A 14,482-nucleotide genomic window follows, 5' to 3' on the forward strand; every position below is an offset into this window, starting at 1 on the left:
CAATAGACAATTAAGTTCGTTCGTTTCATTTCTTTTCTTTCGGTAGGGCTCGGCGGGCGTTCATCGTGGTCAAATGAGTCTGAAGTCTAACACGCATCTGCGCGGCGATCTCGGGATGCGAGGCACTCATATCGTGCTGTTCGGCAAGATCGGTTTGAAGATCGTACAACTCGATACGATCGTTTTCCGCAAAATGAATGATTTTGTAGCGTCCGTGGCGAAGTGCTGATTGCGGACACGTTTGGCTAACCGCAAAATCGTTCACCCCGATCGTCGCCTTGGCATCGCGAAAACCAGTCTCGGGGTGATAGTACGGAAAATGCCAAATCAGGCTGCGGTCCAATTGTAACTCGGGGTGATCCAGCAAAGGTTGGATGCTGACACCATCGACATTGTTTTGGGTCGCGATATTGGCATCGTCACCGCTGATGTCCACAAAGGTGGGCAGCAGGTCGTAGCCGATCACGGCGGTGTCGCAGGTTGCACCCGCCGTGACGGCTGTGGGCCAGCGAGCGATCATCGGCACGCGAATGCCGCCTTCGTAAAGGTTCCACTTGGATCCTCGCAGCGGAGCGTTGCCACAGTATTCGGGGTGACCGCCATTGTCTGACAAAAATACGACCAACGTATTGTCCCGTTGTCCCGATTCGTCGATCGCAGCAAGGATCTCGCCAACATGATGGTCCAACGTTTCCACAAACGCTGCGTACTGCAGTCGCTTCGCACGCTGTGGAATCGTTGCAGGAAGCTTGGCGTCGTATTTTTCCACTAGCCAACGACAGCGATTCTTTACCGGCGTGTGAACATAAAACGACGATGCCATTAAAAAGTAGGGGCGGTCGTGAGAGCGGCGGATAAAATCGGTTACCTTTTGCACCATCGAATCGTCGGGGATGACCCCCGCGTCGGACTCGATTTTGCGATTCGCTTTGGTCCAGGCGTAGGGATGGTCGCCAAAGTCTTCCACCGCGACTTCGAAACCTTGCTTCGGAGGACCATACTCGGGATGCCAACCTAGGTAACGTCGATGATGCTGGCTGACGTGCCATTTGCCGAAAAACGCGGTTTGGTAACCCTGCGTCGCCATTCGCTCGGCGATCGTGGTTTCGGCAAGCGGCAGATTCAGGGTGAGCGGCGGCGTTGTCAGCGGGACGTCTCCTTCGATCCGCTGATGGCCTGGTTCTTCCTTGGTGACAAATTCGAAACCGAGTCGCGGGACGGCTTTACCCGTCAAGATACTGGCCCGCGCTGCCGAGCAGATCGGTGCCGGCGAATAGGCACTCGTAAACCGCATGCCTTCGCTCGCCAGACGATCGATGTGCGGTGTTTCATGCCATGGGTGACCATAACACCCCAAGTCCGACCAACCCAAATCGTCCACCAAGATGAACACGATGTTCGGGCGTTCTCCGGCCATCAGTGGCGAATCAATTCCGCTGGTCAACATTCCCGCCAGCAAGGCGAGGATCGCGGAGAAGGTTTGGGTCCTGGTGGGGCACATTTAGCTTGTCTCTCTCATCGTCCGCAGAGATAGGGAGTTTGGGGTGGGACGCTCGGCTTGGTAGCCGTCGCAGTGAACCTAATCGCCCGTGACTTCGTTCGGTTTTTTGCTGAGGAATTTTGTCACCAGCCAACCGAGCAGGACGATTGCGGTGGGGCCGACCACGATCACCAGCAGCGGATGAAACGGGCTGGCGAGCCCGCTGTACTGCGAAGGCCAGTAGTCGGTTTTGGATGCGGCCATCCATGCGATCAATGTCATTCCGATGAGCAACACGAACACCGCCGCGCCGCCGCGAATCTTGGGGACCATGATGCCAAGTAGGAATAATCCGATGATGGCCGCCCCAAGTACCGCCGATAGTATCCACCAAATATCCAGCGCACTTTCGGTCAGCCGGACTAGCGCCAGTGCCATCATCGTACCCATCGCTCCCCATGCAATCGTCGATCCACGCAGCACGCGGACGTGTTCGGTGTCCGAGGAATCAGGGCGAAGCAATCGCTTGTAGAAATCGCTCATCACCAACGTTGCGGATGAGTTCAGCGACGTCGAAACGGTGCTCATTGCCGCGGCAAACACCGCCGCGATCAACAATCCGCGGGCTCCCATTGGCAGATTCGAGGCAATGAAATGAGGGAAAACGCGGTCGCCAAGGTCGGTTTCGGTCAATCCGTCCATCGTCTCGTTCAGCCGCGAAGCGTACTCCGGTGCATCCGGCGTGATCCCGGCCTGCATCATCTTCTGTTCGGCGACGATCAAGCGGACTTCTTGCGTTTGTTCAGGGTGGCTCTCGTAGTAAGCAAAAAGCGACGAACCGATAAACAAAAACAATGCGCTAACGGGCACATACAACAAGGCTCCGACCCAAACGCTTTTGGCAGCTTCACGATCCGTGCTGGCCGCGATGTAACGCTGGACATAACTTTGGTCGACGCCAAAGTTTCGGAGGTTGTCGAACAGCCCATACGCCAATACGACCCACAGCGTCGGTTGCGATATCGCCAACAGCGATGTGCTGCCGAGTGAAAATTTATCGTGACGGTTGGCCACCTCGATCACTTCGCTCGGCCCGCCCGGCATGTCAAACAGCAGGATGCCAAGCGCCAATAGGGCTCCGGCCAACAACACGATGGCTTGAATCGCATCGGCCCAAATCACCGCGACGATTCCGCCAACAAACGAATAGATCGTCACGATAATCCCAGTCACCACAATCACGATGCGGATGTCCCAGCCAAACAGCACCGCCATCGGCAGCGCCATCAAGTACATCACCACCCCGATGCGGGCAATCTGGAATAGCAGGTAAAAGCAGCTCGCGTACAGCCGTGCCCATAAACCAAAACGGTGTTCCAGCAACGAATAGGCCGACACCTCGCCCGAGCGGCGATACAAAGGCAGGAAGAATCGAACCGCAATAGCGGCAGCAAACGGCAGCGCCAATGAGAAGGCAAACGCGTTCCAATTGTCGACAAACGCTTTGCCCGGTAATGCCAAATAGCTGATGCTGCTTAGGTACGTGGCAAAGATGGATAAGCCACATAACCATCCCGGCAACGTCCGCCCTCCGGCCGTAAATTGGTCCGCAGTGTTATTGCGTCGCCAGAAAAACAACCCCAATGCCATGATGGCAACGAAGTAGCCCAGCAGTACGAACCAGTCGACCCCGGTAAAGAAAACAGCGGCAATCACAGAGCCCCGACCCCTCGCAATACCTCGGCAACACGTTCACGCTGAGGGGCAAGGAATGGATGGAATGGATCCGCAGGCAGGTCGCTGCAGATTCCAATCAACGACAAAGCCGACTTGGTCGCTTTGATGTGGCGGGATGCGTACTTGCCGACCTCGTAGATCTTTTGGAACTCCAAGATCAGTTCACGCCGCTCGGTCACGGTCGCTTCGTCGCCGTCACGCAGCGCGTTGTAGCACTGGACAAACAGTTCCGGCATCACGTTCGCCCCGCCGTTGACGCCGCCGTCGCCGCCCAATCGATGAGCCTCCTGCAACAGGGCTTCGGGGCCTAGCAGCACCGTCCAATCGGGACGATCGAGTTTCAATTGGCAAACTTGGCCAAAGTAGTCCAAGTCACCACTGCTGTCCTTGACCCCGATGATTGACGGAATGCTAGAGAGCGTTCGCAGCGTTTCGATCTCGTACCAAACCTTCGTCAATCCCGGCATGTTGTACAGCATGATCGGCAATGGGACCTGCTGTGCAATGTTCTGCACATAGGACGTCAATTCGGTTTGCCCGGCGGGAAAATAATAAGGTGTCGTCAATACGGCCGCGTCCGCTCCGCAATCGGCGGCGTAGCGGGCAAGGTTGACCGTTTCGACAAACGCCGTGTCCGCAATCCCCACCAACACCGGAATGCGTCTCTCGACGATGCGAATCGTTTCGGAAATCATCTCGCGACGCAGACGGTAGCTCAAGCTCGGGGCTTCACCGGTTGTCCCCAGAATGAACACAGCCGATACGCCGCCTTCGATCACGTGACTCAACAACCGCTCTAAGCCTTCGTGGTCCAGCGTGTCGCGAGCGGTAAGAGGCGTGACCAACGGAGGCACGATCCCCTGCAGTGAAAGTTTCGTTGGTTTGGCGATGGTTGACATCTGCTGGGCGTCCTGAAAAGTTGAAAAGCGCAAACGGAAATCCGCCAATGGGATGTATTTTAGCCTTATCCCGAACGTGACGGGGTGGCCGAAATCACTGAGGTTTCACGCTGCATCGCGATCGCACCGTCCTTTGAAGGTGCTGAGGTCAAGTCTATAGAGTTTAGCTGAATCTCCTCGCGGTGCAAGATCCCGCGAGGTCCGAGTCAGCCTAAATTAACAACTTCGAGTTTTTTCTTCGGAAACTAGCACTAGGCAAGCTGCGGAAATAGCTAAAACAGAACTAAACCGGTCTGAACGGTACGTCGGTTTTTAAAATCTGCGAGCCAGCCTTCGAGTGCTGCACGGCCTTTAAGAGCTGCACGACAACATCGAGCAGCCCACTTTGTGACGTGCCCACTCGGGGCGTTTGGCAAACCACCGTTCGTGTTCGGGTTGCTCGTCATAGGGGGCACGCAATAGTTCATACAGTTCGCCGATCAGCGATGTGTCGCCTTGTTCGGCAGCGTCGATCGCCGTTTGAGCCATGTAATTGCGCAGTACGTACTTTGGGTTCACTCGGTTCATTCGCTCCCGGCGTGTCGCGTCCGGTTCATCGCTGGCGTTGAGTCGCTGCAAATACTTTGAAAACCAATCACGCCACTGCTCGGTCACTTCATCGCCAAGTGGCTGTTGAGCGTAAAAGGCATCGCGAATGGTCGCCAAAAATTCGCTGTCGCTGCTAGCGTCCTCGGACTTTTTGACATTGCCGAGCAAACGAAAGAAGATTGTCATGTCGGTTTCAGTGATTTGCAGCACGGCATCGAGTTGATCAAGCAGTTCTTCGTCGCCGGCGATCACTTCGGTAAGCCCGATCTTTTCGGCCTGCATCCGCGTGAACTCGCGATTGAAGTCATGTTGGTATTGTTGCAACGCGGATTCAAATGGACTCGCTTCACCGACCAAGGGGTACAATGCGTTGGCTAGTTGAACCAAGTTCCAAAGGGCAATTTGCGGCTGGTTCCCAAATGCATAGCGGTGATGCATGCGGTCCGTTGTGTTGGGAGTCCAGTTGGGATCGTAGCCTTCGAGCCAACCGTACGGGCCGTAATCGATCGTGTCGCCATGAATCGACATGTTGTCGGTATTCATCACGCCATGCACAAATCCGACGCGTTGCCAATGCACCATCATTCTCAGCGTGCGTTGGCAAACCTCATGAAAAAAATCGCCGTAACCGGATTGGGTGCCGGTTTCGATTTCCGGGTAGTAATGGCGGATCGTGTAATCGGTCAGTTCACGCAGCATTTTCAAGTCGTGACGCGAAGCAAAGATTTCAAAATTGCCGAAGCGAATGAAACTTGGTGCGACGCGGCAAATCACTGCACCGGTTTCCATTTCGGGATGCCCGTCGTACATGATGTCTCGCAGCACTTGGTCGCCCGTGGTCAATAGACATAGCGATCGCGTGGTGGGAACCCCCAGGTGGTGCATCGCTTCGCTGCACAGGTGTTCGCGGACCGAAGATCGAAGAACGGCCAGCCCATCGGCAGTGCGTGAATAAGGGGTTTCGCCAGCCCCTTTTAGCTGCAGCGTCCAGTGTTTACCGGCATGCTCGACTTCGGCCAAATTGATCGCGCGTCCATCGCCGAGCTGTCCCGCCCACGAGCCAAATTGGTGACCGCCATAACACATCGCGTAAGGGCGAGTTCCTGGCATGACTTTGCCGCCGCTGAAGACGTCGCGAAACTCGTCGCTGTCACGGTCTTCTGCGGACAATCCAAGCATCTCGGCAACGTCGTTGGCGACGTGCAGCAGCCGTGGGTTGCTAGGGACGCGTGGCGTGACAAATGAAAATGCCGCCCCGCTGACTTGGCGTCGCGAAAGTGTTTGCACCGGGTCAGCGGTCAGTTGCTTGTTAAAACGATCGTGAAGATTCAAACGCATGGTGGCAGCGGTGCGGTAGGCGAGCGGGCGTCGCAGGTCAGTCTTGTTTCAGTTTGTCGCGGAATACCTCGGTGAACTTTTCCACCTTGGGCCGAATCACGGCTTGGCAGTAGCCTTGGTTTCCGTGTTCGTTGAAGTAATTGTGGTGGTCGGCTTCGGCGGCATAGAATTTTGTGAATTCGCTGATCTCGGTCACGATCGGGGCTGAGAAGACCCCCGCTTCGTCGAGTTTTTGCTTGAAGTGTTCCGCCTGCTGTTTTTGTGATTCGCTGTGATAGAAAATCACGGATCGGTACTGCGTGCCGACATCGGCGCCTTGGCGGTTGAGCGTCGTGGGGTCATGGGTTTTCCAAAACACTTCCAATAGCTCCTCAAAGCTAATCACGCTGGGGTCAAATTGGATTTGGATGACCTCGGCGTGTCCGGTCGTGCCGGTACAGACCTGTTTGTAGGTGGGATTGTCGACGTCGCCACCGGAGTAGCCTGACATCACCTGTTGGACGCCCGCGAGTCGTTGAAAGATGGCTTCGGTGCACCAAAAGCAGCCATTGCCAAAGGTCGCCAATTGGAGCGACGGATTATCTGCATTTGTCATCATTCAAACCCAGTTTGCTGAAAGTAAATCTTGCTGGTTGTGGGAGGGCGAGGGCCCGTATGTAACCGGTATATCCGAGATCGCTTCTCGCCCTTGTCTCGCGCCCCAGGATCATCGTGAGACTGTCTTCTGTGATTTTAGGCGACAAGCAACCCCCCGCAGTGACGTCGTGGCGGTTCTGTATTCCGCCCAAAAGCGACCAATCATGATGCGTTGATTCGCTCGGCAACCGGTCCCCATGACAATGTCAACTGCCGTGGTGCCACTAGCGTGCTGCGAAGACCAAGAAAAGTCAACGAGTCGAGCGTCGAAGAAGCCCGTTCAGCCAAGAAGCCCGTCCAGCCAAGAACCGTTACGGCAGCGCCCCTTATAGTGGAACCCGTCAACGGCTTGTTGTTTTAGTCGTACGATGGACTTCCTAGTCCGTCGAATCCACCATTGACGGACTAGGAAGTCCATCCTACACCCCTTGCCGCAGGAAACTTCACTAAGTCAACCAGCCGTCTAGAGCGGGTTGAGATTCGGTAAAGAGTTGACGTGAATTGCGTTACCAGCGACGTCGAGTGGGGCAAAGTTGCATCAAGCGACCCCGACGCAGCGAACGCAAAGACGGTGACGAATTTGTTGTCACCGAACCCACGTGCTTGTACGTTGCCGCAAACCCATTTTCGAGCTCAATCGCTGTGGTGGCTCATGTCATTGACAAACGATTCAATCCGGAAGCGGTTTTTTAATTGCAACAGCGCTAGTGTCTCGCTGACAATCCGGCGACTCTCTTCGCCATCAAGTAGCAGTAGGTCGATGTAGCTTTCGTTCAATCCAAACGCTCCACCGAGTGTTTGACCGCTGAGTTCTTTGCGAAGCGAATCGCTCAAGATGTCTTCGATGTTAGCGCGAACATCGGATTGTTGGCCATCGGGGAAAATCGAGCCATCGATGGCAACGTAGACCAGTTCCGCGCCGGTGTTTTGCAGTGGATCTTCATCAAGTTTGCCCTCGTTATCGATACAGTCAAACACCAGCTGGGGAATCAAGCTTGATCCGATCACCGTATCGCCTCGCGGTGACGGCTTGTTCTCGCGCAACTGATAAACGGTATAGGTCTCAAGCGGCGGCAGTTTCTCCCACTGGTGATACGTGTTGACTTGTGAGATGAATTCGGGCAGCTCCGAAAGCGACCGCGTGTAGCTGTCCGGGGTGAATGGTTCGATCTTGATTTGGCCCAGCCACATCTGGGTGCCGAATTCACCAAGCACTTCATCGACCAGCAGGAACAGGATGGTGAAGTGTTTTGTTTTAGGAACGGACTGGAGCGCAGGATGCCAGGCGACGATATCGATCTTTTGCCGTTCGTCATCGACTTGGGTGCGAACTTGGAAGCTATCCACGTCGACTCGCTTGCCATTGTCGACAGCGATCGCGAATCCTTTGACGAATCCAGCGGGAGTGGCTTGGCGAGAGGCATGGAAAGTCCATTTGGGAATCTCCGGAGCGCATTGCCGCCAATACTCCGCCAGCAGTTGTTTGGCGACCTGGCCTTCGCCGGAGAGTGTGAACGAGTGTCCGCCATTCTCACCGGGGCCAAACACCCAGCTTAGACCGGGCAGCGTCGCTTCGCAGAACTCGGCGACCTCGTCGACCAGATCGCCGCATTGGCCAGCTTCGATGGTTTGATAGAAACGTTCCGCGACCGTGGGATACCATTGCCAAAATTTGGACACGCGTTGTTTAAACGTTTGCGTTTGTAAATCTTGGTCAACCGAGTCCGTCACAACACCATCCTGCATGTAAAAAGAAGAATTAAAGTCAAGCGTTCGGCGGAAGTGTTTTGGGACAGCTTAGGCCCGCGTTACGCATTGGGTTCCGTTAGTCTACGTCACCAGCCCGCCCCCGTCGAATTCCGCCTTCCCGCGTCACGCTTGATAGATAAAACAACTGCCAAGATGGGACACGAAAAAGGCATCGTCGATCCTAGCTTGTGATCGTCGCTGAAATGTTCCGTTCTTTTGGCTGGCATCCTCGCTGCATCGGGCGTCGGATCACATAAAGGGGGGGCTTAATTTGTGGTCCCATCAAGAAAACCGTAATGGATACGGAGCAAGACTTGTGCGTGAAGGTCGCAAGCGAAGTGCATCGCAGGAGGTCATGCTTTTCATCGACGAGCGAGACGTTGAGTCACAATTGCTTGCGTCGACGTTTGGGGCTGCTGTATAATCAGCCGAGAAAATGATCGACGTCGATCAGCGTACTTAAAATCAATGTGCCGCAATTTGCGGTTCGTTTGAAATGGCTCAGCTTAATAACCGAGTGGTTTGCTCTGCATGAACGGCAGAGCGTTGACGAAAATGGAGACGTAAACGATGTCCGCTGACTTTTGCCTTCGGTGTGATCCGCCTGTCGAAGGGCTTGATAGTGATCCCGAGTTCCCCGACTTGTCCTGGACTTATCCTTATCTCGACAAGCTGTCTGAAAAGTTGGGGCTCGTCCAACTAGGCAAGTACGTGTTCGATGAAGAGGATGAAGCAGACGATTGGCTCGACGCCGAGGTCGCGATTCGTGACATCGATAGTTTGGTTGATCGTCTGGTAGGGATGAAAGACCGCGAATTCTGCAAAGAATACCCTGATGCCCGAGTCAAAGCCGTCCGCGACCTAGCCGGAATGAGGTGGTACCTTCAAGAGGCTTGTCGCAACAACCGAAAAATTCAGTTCATGTATTTTTCGTAATCTGCTTGCCGTGGAATCCACTTTAGAAATCATGGAATACGCCTGGTTGTTTGTCTGCCTGACGGCGACAAGTCGCCCGTAGACACTTCTTGTCTCGATGGATTATCTCGAAGTAGCGGAGCGACTTTGGTGGGGGCTTTGGCAAGAAGGTGAATGAAAACGCTTTTGATATTCCCACCAGCTCCGCACCGCGCTAAAGCGAACACGATGCGGCGTTGAGTATCGGCGACATTAGAAATGCCCCGTATCGGTGAGCTGTTGCAAAGCAACTACAGCGCTGCCAGGATTTCTTCGCTGGTGGCGCGGCCGCGGTGGGTTTCGCTGACCTTTGTGTAGCGGATTTTGCCTGATTCGTCGATCACCAACGTCGTGGGATAGGCGGTCTCGTTGGTGGCGTTCCAGCGTAATCCATAGAGATTCGTGAAGGCGTAGTCGGGATCCAACAACATCGTCAGCGGCTTGGGCAACTTCGTGCCTTGCAGGAAATCGTCCGCGTGCTGGCCGAGCTGCATTTTTGCACCAGGGTAAATCAACAGCACTCGCGCGTTTTTCGCTGCAAACTTGTCCGCGTTTTTGATGATGTTGCCCACCTGTGCCGAACACGCCGGACACTGGCGTCCGGGAAAACCGCGCAGCACCACGACGACGACCGGGCCGTTCGCGTTGACTTGGCTCAGTTGAACGTCGCCCGACAATTCGCCAGCAATCGCGTGCAACTGAAAGTCTTTGGCTTGAGTGCCGGGGGCCAGCGTCGTTTTTGCATTGGCAACGGGATCCCGTGTGGTTGACTGTGCTGCGGCGGGGACGGCAAACGTGGTGCAAATGGCCAAGGCAGCCATGGCAAGTGTGGGGACGATCTTCATCAAGCAAAACCTTTGTGAACACGTGTTGAGGATGCAGACTCCGGTGCGGAGCCAACGGTAATAAGCCAAGGGGCGAACCGCATCGATTCTTCTACCCCAATGATCACCCACGATCACGCTCCGCCACCTAGCCCAACAAACACAGATCGCAGTGATGTTCGTCGCAGCAAAAAAACAGACCGTCAAAATTTGCGGCGGTGCTATCAACCCGCTAAATTAACGAAAACTCGCTTTCCCACTCTCCTTGTCTCTCCCCTGGCCTGAACCGAAAGCTCTTTATGCCGACCACGATCAATGGTATTGGGACGCAATACTACGGAAAGAAGCATCCGCGGATCTATCATGATCGATGTGATTCGTGTGGCAGCCATTGTCAGATGACCGATTATGAAACCGGTTACTATTTTGTCGTCTTGTTCATCCCGCTGATTCCGATGGGCAAGAAGCAGATTCTTGGTGACTGTTCCAATTGTCGTCGTCACCGCGTGATGCCGCTGCATCAATGGAATCAACTTCGCGAAGAGGCGATTGATACGGGGATGGCAAAGCTTGCCGAAGCACCGGATGAACCGCAGCGGGCGATCGAGTTGCTGGGGACGTTGACGGTGTTCAATCGGCCTGAGGAGGCGATGGATTTGGCGTCGGCGACGTTGAATTCGCATCAAGACGATATCGATGTCCAATTGGGGATCGGTGGATGGTACGAGAACCAGGGACGCAAAGCAGAGGCGGAGGAATGTTTCCAACGAGCGATCGAACTGGATCCGGAGTATCCGCCCTGCGTTCGCATCGCGGCCATCAACTTACTAGAAGCGGGCCAACCCAAGGCGGCCGGTCAGCAGATGGAGTCACTGCGGCATCCTTCGCCGAATTACGAACCCGCATTGTTTTTGATGTTGGCTCAATCGTATGCCGGCACAGGCGACCACGAAGCGGCGCTGCGAGAATACGCCGACGTGTTTGCCAATGTGCCCGAGGCGGCCACCGACAAAGCGATCCGCAAGCAGGTCAAGAAATCAGAAAAGTCGCTCGGCCGGTCCGATTCGATTTTGCCCCGAAAAGGCTTGTTTGGCTAATTGTCGCTGATCGCTCCGCGATCTTGGCGTTTTGCGTCCTAACTTATCGGCCATGAACTCGTTTTGATCGCGGAGCGATCAACGACATTAAAAAACTGGGGGTACCCAAGGTTCCCTGGCTGTGAATCTTCGTAGAGAATGAGGGCGACCACTTTACGAACATGATTCATCGAAGGATTTTTTGGGATGAGTACCAGCACTGCCGCTCACGGTCTGACTTCTCGCGACGCCTACCAAGCTCTGCAATCACATCACGCGGAAATTAAGGACAAACATCTCCGTGAGTGGTTTGCCGAAGATCCTCAGCGAGCCCAGACGCTCAGCATCGAAGCACTCGGGTTGTACCTCGACTACTCGAAGAACCGAATCACGTCACAAACCGTGCAATTGTTGGTTGCGTTGGCGGAATCCGCGAACTTGAAAGATCGCATCGAAGCGATGTTCACGGGCGAAAAGATCAACACGACCGAGGATCGGGCGGTGCTGCATACCGCACTGCGTGCCCCACGTGATGCCAAGATCGAATTCGAAGGCGAAAACGTGGTGCCCGATGTGCACGCGGTACTCGACAAGATGGCGGCGTTTTGTGACCGCGTGACCAGCGGCCAGTGGAAAGGGCACACCGGCAAGAAAATTCGCAATGTCGTTAACGTCGGGATCGGTGGATCCGATCTTGGCCCTGTGATGGCGTACGAGGCGCTGCGTTATTACAGCAATCGTGAACTCAATTTCCGCTTCGTTTCCAACGTCGACGGTACCGATTTCGCCGAGGCGACTCAGGATCTCGATCCGTCCGAAACGCTGTTCATCGTGGCCTCTAAAACGTTCACGACTCAAGAAACGATGACCAATGCCCGCACCGCCCGCACTTGGTTGCTGTCGGGACTCGGCGGTGACGAGTCGGCGGTGGCGAAACATTTTGTGGCGGTTTCGACCAACGCAGACGAAGTTGCGAAATTCGGCATCGATACTGAAAACATGTTCGGATTTTGGGATTGGGTCGGCGGTCGCTATTCCATGGATTCGGCGATCGGGTTGTCCACGATGCTGGCGATTGGTCCCAATAACTTTCGTGACATGCTTGGCGGGTTCCATGAGATGGACGTGCACTTTCGCACCGCGCCACTTGCGCAGAACCTGCCCGCACTGATGGGACTGCTGAACGTTTGGTACACCAACTTTTTTGATGTGAAAACGGTTGCGGTGCTGCCCTATGATCAATACCTAAAACGCTTCCCCGCGTACTTGCAGCAATTGACGATGGAGAGCAACGGGAAATCGACCACGCTTTCGGGCGACCGCGTCGACTATGACACCTGTCCGATTTTCTGGGGGGAACCGGGGACCAATGGCCAGCACTCGTTTTACCAATTGATTCATCAAGGCACGCATTTGATCCCTTGCGACTTCATCGCGTTCTGCAAATCGCTAAATCCGCTGGGCGATCATCAAGACATCTTGATGGCCAATGTGATCGCACAAGGCGAAGCGTTGGCGATGGGCAAAACTGCGGAAGAGGTCAAGAGCGAGGGGACGGCGGATGAATTGGTGCCGCACCGCGTGTTCGAAGGCAACCGTCCGTCCAACACAATCTTTATCGAGCAGTTGACACCCAATGTGCTGGGTAAACTGATCGCACTGTACGAACACAGCACGTACACGCAAGGCGTGATTTGGGATATCGATTCGTTTGACCAATGGGGTGTTGAACTTGGCAAAGTGCTAGCCAAAAAGATCATGCCCGAATTGCAATCCGCTGACGCGGCGCTGTCGCACGATAGTTCCACCAATGGATTGATCCAGCGTTATCGCCAATGGAAATAAGGCAACGAACATGATCCACACTTGGCCTCGCGATCAAATGCCCAAGCAAGCGGTGTTTATCTCGGATTTGCACTTGATGAGCACGCGGAGCACGGCAGAGCAGCATCACACTCAGATTGCCTCGTTGATCGAGCGTAACGAGATGGTGGTCTGGGGTGGCGATTTGTTCGATTTCCGATGGTCGCGTTTTTCCAGCGAGATCGAGGCGGTCGACTTTTCGCTCGATTACTTGCAGCAGTGGCGAAATGACTATCCCGACAAGCAATTCGTTTTCTTGTGCGGGAACCATGACGCCAGTCCGTTGTTTTTGCGAGAGTTGCGACAGCAGACCGACTCGGAGTCGAATTTTACGTTTGCCGGTGACGTGCTTCGCATCGGCGACACGGTGATGCTGCACGGCGATCAAATCGAAGGCCGCGGGACAATGCAGCGTTTTGAGAGCTACCGTAAGAAGTGGGCCGACAAGAAGCGAGCGGCGTTATGGCGGTTCGCCGGATATGATGCGATCGTCGCAGCGCGGGCGCATAAAGTCGCCGCGGCGTTGGCACATCGCAACAAAATGGCGATTCGAAAACTGAACCGATTTCTAGAGCTGCACGACTTGGGGCCTGACAGCGGGACGCGGCGTGTGGTGTTCGGTCACACGCATCGTTTGATCGGTGGTTTCGAGCACGAGCAAATGCAATTCTTCAACGGCGGCGCCGCGATTCGTCACGTCCCGTTCCGCCCCGTAGAAATCGAGCTCGACGCTCCCGCCTAGCAGGCGACTTCTGCGATTGTGGTTCGAGCGTGGCGGGAAATAGATTTCACCTCCCCGCTGGGGAGGTCAGAGTCGGCGGCAGCCGGCTCTGGGTGGGGCTCGTTGTGTTAGAAATGGACCGTGCCAGCATGGCTTCACCAACCCTCCCCGACCGCATCCTGCGGCCGACCCTCCCGGAGGGAGGGTGGGTTAGATTCACCTCCCCTTTGGGGAGGTCAGGGCCGGCGGCAGCCGGCTCTGGGTGGGGCTCGTTGTATTGGAAATGGACCGTGCCAGCATGCTTTCACCAACCCTCCCCGACCGCATCCTGCGGTCGACCCTCCCGGAGGGAGGATAAAGCCGATTTCACCTCCCCTTTGGGGAGGTCAGAGTCGGCGGCAGCCGGCTCTGGGTGGGGCTCGCAGTGTTAGAAATGGACCGTGCCAACATGGTTTCACCAACCCTCCCCGACCGCATCCTGCGGCCGACCCTAGTATATGATCGTTGTGGTGTTTCGACTGGTTTTCACGTCGATTCGCTGTGATGACCTTTTCGCAGTCGCTCTGCGGAGAGGTCGCTGACTCACAGATCCGATCCGACCCCTCTCGGCCCCAGGC

Annotated in this window: 11 protein-coding genes; 4 read left to right on the forward strand and 7 right to left on the reverse strand. The window is 55.1% G+C overall.

Features of this window, described 5'->3' with window-relative positions:
• Positions 1-25: 25 nt before the first annotated feature.
• From ABEA92_RS20430 to ABEA92_RS20455, 6 genes are all read right to left on the reverse strand, one after another.
• Positions 26-1,501 (reverse strand): sulfatase, encoded by a 1,476-nt coding sequence (locus ABEA92_RS20430; RefSeq protein ID WP_345685700.1) that lies wholly within the window; start codon positions 1,499-1,501, stop codon positions 26-28.
• Between the two features lie 78 nt (positions 1,502-1,579).
• Positions 1,580-3,196 carry a sodium:solute symporter family protein gene (locus ABEA92_RS20435; RefSeq protein WP_345685701.1) on the reverse strand — a complete coding sequence of 539 codons (1,617 nt, stop codon included), beginning with the start codon at positions 3,194-3,196 and terminating at the stop codon, positions 1,580-1,582.
• A complete protein-coding gene (locus ABEA92_RS20440) occupies positions 3,193-4,116 on the reverse strand; it encodes a dihydrodipicolinate synthase family protein (protein ID WP_345685702.1) in 924 nt (307 codons plus the stop codon). Before ABEA92_RS20440 ends, ABEA92_RS20435 begins: the two co-directional genes overlap by 4 nt.
• Before the next feature lie 351 nt (positions 4,117-4,467).
• The gene (locus tag ABEA92_RS20445; protein WP_345685703.1) at positions 4,468-6,042 is read right to left on the reverse strand and encodes a protein adenylyltransferase SelO; all 1,575 of its coding nucleotides are present in this window, start codon (positions 6,040-6,042) and stop codon (positions 4,468-4,470) included.
• A gap of 37 nt (positions 6,043-6,079) precedes the next feature.
• The gene (gene msrA, locus ABEA92_RS20450; protein WP_345685704.1) at positions 6,080-6,640 is read right to left on the reverse strand and encodes a peptide-methionine (S)-S-oxide reductase MsrA; all 561 of its coding nucleotides are present in this window, start codon (positions 6,638-6,640) and stop codon (positions 6,080-6,082) included.
• 671 nt (positions 6,641-7,311) lie between these two features.
• Entirely contained in the window at positions 7,312-8,409 is a 1,098-nt protein-coding gene (locus ABEA92_RS20455) for a hypothetical protein (protein WP_345685705.1), read from the reverse strand.
• 588 nt (positions 8,410-8,997) lie between these two features.
• Here ABEA92_RS20455 and ABEA92_RS20460 point away from each other — a divergent pair.
• Complete coding sequence (locus tag ABEA92_RS20460) at positions 8,998-9,363, forward strand: hypothetical protein (RefSeq protein ID WP_345685706.1); 366 nt, start codon at positions 8,998-9,000, stop codon at positions 9,361-9,363.
• Between the two features lie 269 nt (positions 9,364-9,632).
• Here ABEA92_RS20460 and ABEA92_RS20465 read toward each other — a convergent pair whose 3' ends face one another.
• A complete protein-coding gene (locus ABEA92_RS20465) occupies positions 9,633-10,226 on the reverse strand; it encodes a redoxin family protein (RefSeq protein WP_345685707.1) in 594 nt (197 codons plus the stop codon).
• A gap of 278 nt (positions 10,227-10,504) precedes the next feature.
• Here ABEA92_RS20465 and ABEA92_RS20470 point away from each other — a divergent pair, with 278 nt between their 5' ends.
• The 3 genes from ABEA92_RS20470 to ABEA92_RS20480 all read left to right on the forward strand — a co-directional run bounded on the left by ABEA92_RS20470 (position 10,505) and on the right by ABEA92_RS20480 (position 13,886).
• Entirely contained in the window at positions 10,505-11,302 is a 798-nt protein-coding gene (locus tag ABEA92_RS20470) for a tetratricopeptide repeat protein (RefSeq protein ID WP_345685708.1), read from the forward strand.
• Positions 11,303-11,488: 186 nt separating this feature from the next.
• Complete coding sequence (pgi, locus tag ABEA92_RS20475) at positions 11,489-13,126, forward strand: glucose-6-phosphate isomerase (RefSeq protein WP_345685709.1); 1,638 nt, start codon at positions 11,489-11,491, stop codon at positions 13,124-13,126.
• A 10-nt stretch (positions 13,127-13,136) separates the two neighbouring features.
• Positions 13,137-13,886: a metallophosphoesterase gene (locus tag ABEA92_RS20480; protein WP_345685710.1), complete on the forward strand. Its 750-nt coding sequence runs from the start codon at positions 13,137-13,139 to the stop codon at positions 13,884-13,886.
• Positions 13,887-14,482: the final 596 nt, after the last annotated feature.

The organism is Novipirellula caenicola (assembly GCF_039545035.1).
GTDB classification, from domain to species: Bacteria; Planctomycetota; Planctomycetia; order Pirellulales; family Pirellulaceae; genus Novipirellula; species Novipirellula caenicola.